2 protein-coding genes and 1 pseudogene are annotated in these 2,203 nt (G+C 35.5%); all 3 read left to right on the top strand.

The features are described from left to right. Positions 1-688 (top strand): CPBP family intramembrane glutamic endopeptidase (locus STRDD04_RS02925; RefSeq protein WP_062199220.1); only part of this gene is annotated, 688 nt, incomplete at its 5' end. A 91-nt stretch (positions 689-779) separates the two neighbouring features. Next, positions 780-908, top strand: a pseudogene (locus STRDD04_RS10865) (acetylxylan esterase); the annotation flags it as partial. Positions 909-1,103: 195 nt separating this feature from the next. After that, the gene (gene xerS, locus STRDD04_RS02930) at positions 1,104-2,174 is read left to right on the top strand and encodes a tyrosine recombinase XerS (protein ID WP_062199222.1); all 1,071 of its coding nucleotides are present in this window, start codon (positions 1,104-1,106) and stop codon (positions 2,172-2,174) included. Positions 2,175-2,203 lie beyond the last annotated feature (29 nt).

The following is a 2,203-nucleotide window of genomic DNA, read 5'->3' on the forward strand; positions in this document are numbered from 1 at the left end:
ATCGGTTTGCCTAGTTGTATTTTCTTTGAATTATTACGGTTTTCATCCAAATTTAGTAAAATTTTTTGGAATTATGATAGGTGGCATTTCGACATCCTTATGGGGAAGTATAGTTGCCGTTCGGTATTATCAGATTAATTTAAAGAAAATAATAAAAGATTTTTTTAACATTCATACTAGTTATAAACATTATTTATTAGCATTTTTGCTAGTTATTCTTGATTTCTCTTTTCTATTATTTGGTGGAAAAATCAAACAATTTATTTGGTTTTTCCCTTTTCTGATGTTTTTAAAATTTGTTTTATATGGTGGTTTGGAAGAAATTGGTTGGAGATACGTATTTCAGCCGATTTTACAAGAAAAATTGCAATATTTTCAAGCAACAATCTTAACATTTTTTATCTGGTCAATTTGGCATTTATTATTCTTTTATATAGATGGTTCCCTAGTCGGTCTTCAAATTGTTCCTTTTTTATTTGGATTGCTTACAAATTCTTTCATGCTTTCAGCTCTTTATTTAAAAACAGGAAATCTCTGGATTTGTGTTATGACACATTCAATTATAAATGTTCTTTCTCAATTAACTATCAGTGACGATCGTTCCGAAATCTATCTAATCAGAATTATTGTCATTCTTGCATCATGTTATCTGGCCAAGTCCAGCAAAGTTAAACATAAAACAGCTTAGTACTTAAAATGATTTAAAACATTATATTTATGTATACAATAGACACAATAAGAGTTAAACCATTGATACATCTGAATAAGCAGCATAAATATTAGAGTGTCTAAAAGAGCATTTAATCATGCCAGAATATGCCCACGAAGCTATGAATGTTCAAGTCAATGATCGAGTCTATAATTTTCTCTGTGGTAGCAAAATTCCATTTCGATATGTAGAAAAATAAGTTACAGAATAAAATAACAATCAGTAGATCCGTAAGATTTGCTGATTTTATCATTTTTAAAAGATATAGATTATAGAAAGGAAAACAAAACAGTCCTATATATCCCCTATGAAATCTTTCCGAAAAACTATAATTTTCTTGAAAAATATAGCTGGATATGCTATACTACTATTATAGAAAAAACGGAGAATTGTAATGAGACGTGAATTGCTGTTAGAAAGAATTGACAAACTCAAAGCCACTATGCCCTGGTACGTTCTAGAATACTACCAGTCCAAACTGGCAGTGCCTTATAGTTTTACGACCTTGTATGAATATCTTAAAGAATACGATCGATTTTTTTGCTGGGTTTTAGACTCTGGTATATCTGACGCTTCAGAGATTGCTGAGATTCCTCTCTCGGTATTGGAAAATATGACCAAGAAAGACATGGAAGCTTTCATTCTTTATTTGCGAGAGCGGCCGCTCCTAAATGCTAATACGACCCAAAACGGTGTTTCCCAGACAACCATCAACCGGACTCTTTCAGCCTTGTCCAGCCTCTACAAATATTTGACGGAGGAAGTGGAAAACGAGCAGGGTGAGCCCTACTTCTATCGAAATGTGATGAAGAAGGTGGCTACTAAGAAGAAAAAGGAAACCTTAGCTGCTCGTGCAGAGAACATCAAGCAGAAGCTCTTTTTAGGAGATGAGACAGAAGGTTTTCTCCAGTATATTGATACGGAGTATCCCAAGAAGCTCTCTAATCGTGCCCTGTCCTCCTTTAACAAGAATAAAGAACGAGATTTAGCCATCATTGCCTTGCTGCTTGCCTCTGGTGTGCGTCTGTCTGAAGCTGTTAATCTCGATCTGAAAGACATCAATCTCAAGATGATGGTCATTGAGGTAACAAGAAAAGGCGGAAAAAGAGACTCTGTCAATGTTGCTGCCTTTGCCAAGCCCTATTTAGAGGAATATCTGAGCATTCGGAACAAACGGTACAAGGCCGAAAAGACGGATACAGCCTTCTTTTTGACTGAATACCGTGGTACTCCGAATCGAATCGATGCTTCCAGTGTCGAAAAAATGGTGGCCAAGTATTCTGAGGACTTCAAAGTGCGAGTGACGCCTCACAAACTCCGCCATACGCTTGCTACACGTTTGTATGATGCAACCAAATCTCAAGTTCTCGTCAGTCATCAGCTAGGGCATGCCAGCACTCAGGTGACTGATCTTTATACTCACATTGTCAATGATGAGCAAAAAAATGCTTTGGATAGTTTATAATAATAAAATCCGTATCACTTAAAATGAGG

It is taken from the genome of Streptococcus sp. DD04 (assembly GCF_001578725.1).
In the GTDB taxonomy this organism is placed as follows: domain Bacteria; phylum Bacillota; class Bacilli; order Lactobacillales; family Streptococcaceae; genus Streptococcus; species Streptococcus sinensis.

What these genes read in the sequence shown, in the direction of transcription:
- xerS (WP_062199222.1), top strand. Translation starts at nt 1,104, where the DNA reads ATGAGACGTGAATTGCTGTTAGAAAGAATTGACAAACTCAAAGCCACT.